Origin of the sequence: Desulfosarcina sp., assembly GCF_033791525.1 — a bacterium.
Lineage (GTDB): Bacteria > Desulfobacterota > Desulfobacteria > Desulfobacterales > Desulfosarcinaceae > Desulfosarcina.
Genome location: NZ_JASJGN010000404.1, coordinates 1 through 3,788 on the forward strand (window position 1 = coordinate 1; position 3,788 = coordinate 3,788).

Annotated in this window: 3 protein-coding genes; 2 read left to right on the top strand and 1 reads right to left on the bottom strand. The window is 50.6% G+C overall.

Features of this window, described 5'->3' with window-relative positions:
* Positions 1 to 491: 491 nt before the first annotated feature.
* Positions 492 to 1,472 (top strand): REP-associated tyrosine transposase, encoded by a 981-nt coding sequence (locus QNK41_RS19805; protein ID WP_319260583.1) that lies wholly within the window; start codon positions 492 to 494, stop codon positions 1,470 to 1,472.
* Positions 1,473 to 1,498: 26 nt separating this feature from the next.
* Here the strand turns inward: QNK41_RS19805 and cls are convergent, their stop codons facing one another.
* Positions 1,499 to 2,938 (bottom strand): cardiolipin synthase, encoded by a 1,440-nt coding sequence (cls, locus tag QNK41_RS19810; RefSeq protein ID WP_319260586.1) that lies wholly within the window; start codon positions 2,936 to 2,938, stop codon positions 1,499 to 1,501.
* 440 nt (positions 2,939 to 3,378) lie between these two features.
* Between cls and QNK41_RS19815 the strand changes: the two genes are divergently transcribed.
* A complete protein-coding gene (locus tag QNK41_RS19815; protein ID WP_319260588.1) occupies positions 3,379 to 3,588 on the top strand; it encodes a hypothetical protein in 210 nt (69 codons plus the stop codon).
* Positions 3,589 to 3,788 lie beyond the last annotated feature (200 nt).

Below are 3,788 nucleotides of genomic sequence, written 5' to 3' on the forward strand. Positions count from 1 at the left end.
GGCAAATGCTGCAGCTAAGAAAGAAAAATTGATTTGCAGCCTCCGCCATGAAAAAATGGTAATAGCTGCACCAAATATTGCGCCGTTAGTCCGACTGACTGGAATTCGTCGCATGCTTTGCAAAAAGTGGACTTTTTTTCACCGAAGTCTCCTCGCTAACAGGTGAACTGATGCTGACGCACCTTCACAGTAATTCACAGCCCTTCCACCTCTCACAGCATGATCTGTACCACAACTTTTACTTTTTTCGCGTCGGTTTTTGAATGCAAAAATTTCATAAGGATATAAGCGTACTAACGATTAACAGGCTTGTTTTTTCGGTGAGAAATTACAACAATATCAGGCATGGATAGCAAACAAAGGTAATAACCCACGGAAAAAAAATACCGAATCATCCAAACACCAATCATGGACTTAACCCTGCAGCAGAGAAAATAAAGGGGTCAAGTCTGCTTTTGACTCTTTCTTGATATCGTGTTAACCTCCCTCTTATGTCTCGCCCCCTAAGAATTGAATACTCGGATGCCTGGTATCATGTCATGAACCGGGGGAGAAGGTCTGAAAAGGTCTTTTTCGACAAAGACGACTATCAGGCCTTCATCCAGGTAATGATCGATTCCACAAAGATGTGGAACCTGCGCATATCCGCCTACTGCCTGATGCCCAACCACTATCATCTGCTTGTCCAAACCCCTGATGCCAATATTTCCCGCTGCATGCGCCATATCAACGGTGTGTACACCCAACGCTTCAACAGTCTTCATCGAAGCGAAGGGCAACTTTTCAGGGGGCGGTACAAGGCAATTTTAGTCAGTGCCGATGACTATCTGTTGCGGCTTGTCAGTTACATCCATCGCAATCCGGTCAAAGCGGGCCTTGCCGAAAAGCCGGAAGATTACCCCTGGAGCAGCCACAAGGCCTATCTGTCAATCTCTAAAAAATGGGAATGGCTCAATAAAGCGTTCATCTATTCGCTGTTAACAAAGAACAGAAAAACGCAGATATCCAGATATCACCGGTTCATGACCGCTCCAGATGATGATGAATTGTCAGCCGTCATTGACGGAAAAAAATGGCCGTCCGTAATAGGACCCAAGGATTTCCTGGACTGGATTAAAGGGAACTATTATGCGCTAAAGCACAACGAGGATGTGCCTGAAGCCAAAACGCTCGCTCCTTCGGTGGAATTGATTAATCAAATCATTTGCAGTTTTTACAAAATTGAACCGGATGGTCTGTTTAAGTCCCAACGGGGTGTGTTCAATGAGCCAAGAAATTCTGCTATTTACCTGGTGCGCATGTTGCGCCATGACACACTCAAGGAGATCGGGAACCAATACGACATTCAAAAATATAGTTCAGTCAGCAGCAGCATTGAACGGATGAGACAGCAGATTGATGAAGATCCGAAACTTAGAAAACGCGTTGAACAATTGATGAAACGCATACTCAAAAGTCAAAAGCAGACTTGACCCCAAACCCCTCTCACATACATCATTCACAGCACAGGCCCCAGCATGGCCGTGGCGTTGTTACCCAACCGATGCTGCCAGGTCCAGTTTGCCACCATTTCAAGTGTAACCGGTTTGGAACTGGCGATGTAGCTGGCCTGGCGTTCACGCATGTCGGCCGTCATCGCGCTATCACAAAGAAGGATATTGTTCTCGTAGTTGAGTTCGAAGCTGCGACGGTCCATGTTGGCGGAACCGATCAGCGTGATGTCATCGTCCAGAGTCAACGACTTGGTGTGCAGCAACCCACCCTGGTATTCGAATATGTTGACTCCTGCGGCCAGCAGGTCTTCGTAATAGCTGCGACTGGCCGCACCGACAATCCACGAGTCGTTCCTCGCAGGAAAAATGATGATCGTATCCACCCCGCGGCGGGCACTCGCACACAAAGCGGCCTGCATGGCTTCATCGGGAACATAGTATGGCGTCGAGATGACAAGTTTGCGGCGGGCGGTGTACATGAGCGTCTCGAACATCTCGGGCATGGCGGAAAAACGGATGGTCGGTCCGGTTCCGATCACCTGAGCGGTAAACCCGGGCTGCGCCTGCGGAAGCGGTTGTTTTAACAGATCACTGATTTCTTCGCCCGTTTCCGCCGTCCAGTCACCGATGAACAGCTGCTGCTTCTGGCGGGCAATCGGCCCTTCAAAGCGCATCACGGCGTCCACCCAGGGCGCATATTTGGCCTTGACCAGAAACTCGGGGTCGGCACAGTTCTGGCTCCCGCAATAAGTGATGGCATTGTCGATGACGACGATCTTGCGGTGGTTGCGCAGGTCGATACGCCCCTTCAGGGGCCGCAGCAACGGATTGCCGATGGGCAGGGCAACTGCCAGGTGGACCCCCGCTTTGCGCATGGCCTTCCAGTGCTGCGAATGGACCATGGTGCGCGACCCCAGGCCGTCCACCATGGCACGGCAGGTGACCCCGCGGGCAGCCGCGCGCTTGAGCGCCTGGACGACCTTGCGACCGTTGTTGTCCGGCAGCCAGATGTAAAACAGCAGGTGGACGTGGTCTTTGGCGGCATCGATGTCGGTCACCATACTGTCGATGTTGGCGTTTGAATCCGGCATTAATTGCGCCCGGTTGCCACCGACAGGGTCGAACCCGTTAATGGATTTTCCAACTTGGAAAAGATGCCGGTATTGTTGCGGCACATCGGTTTTCAGATCCGCTACGTCCCATCCCGGTGTGTCAGTCACATCCGGCAAGCGGGAGAGGGCGTCGCGCGACCGTACCACACGGCGCCGGCCAATGTTGGTTTCACCCAGCAGGAGGTAAGCCAGGATCCCGGCCATTGGAAGGGCCATGATGACAACGATCCAGGCGATCCGTGACGCCGGATCCCGGTGGGGCCGCAGCAGTACCCTGACGATGAGTGCGATCTGAATGAAGAGGTGCAGGAACCAGAACAGGGTCATCCCCATGAGTCCACTCCTATCGTTATGATAAGTTATTCTGAAGTGTCAGTATACATTTCATACGGGCTGGAATAGTGAACACAAGCATTTCCGATTTCCTCATTTCATTTTAACCATTTCTATGGCTTTGATGTATCCTAATTCTGCTTCACAGCATGGCAAACTCATATCCTAAAATAAAAATTTGATGCCGGCAAACGGACCATTGAAATCAATGTTGTCGAACGCAGGACTGTCGTTAAATTCCCACTCCAGATACCGATAGCCGGCAACGATATCGAAGTGCTTGAACTGGTACCCAAGGCCAACCGATGCCTGCCAGGTCACGCAAAGCAAATATCACTGAAAGTGCCTAAATCTGCCTCTTCACTAGCGAAGGTTGTTGACCAGATGCCTTTTTCCTGTTTGGCCGTCAATTTTTCGCTATACGCCAAACGTCGGAGACGTTGATACGCGGCTTCATCTCCCAAGTAGACGTATATGCACGCAACCACATCGGTGTAAAGATAGGTCACCTTGTCCTGCCGACTATGCCGCAGCAGTTTGCGCTGTGGCAGTTTGTTCAACTTTTCGAGTTTTTCGGCGGTATCAGCGACCCTGGACGTGAAACTGGCGGACGCAAGAAGATTTTCCGCATCGAAGGCTTTTTACTTTGAACTCGTCATGGCACAACCCAACAGGTAGAATGCGGTAAAAATTGCCATTAGAGTCGGAAGAGATCGACTTTCCCACTTCTCCATATTCTTTTCCTTTTATCGAATTCAGGCCTCAGGCGGCAGATTTGTATCTTGCCATGAAATATATGCCTGCCGCGGCTGCCAGCACCACCATCAGGACAATCCAGAGGAACTCTTCC

What these genes read in the sequence shown, in the direction of transcription:
- cls (WP_319260586.1), bottom strand. Translation starts at nt 2,938, where the DNA reads ATGGGGATGACCCTGTTCTGGTTCCTGCACCTCTTCATTCAGATCGCA.
- QNK41_RS19805 (WP_319260583.1), top strand. Translation starts at nt 492, where the DNA reads ATGTCTCGCCCCCTAAGAATTGAATACTCGGATGCCTGGTATCATGTC.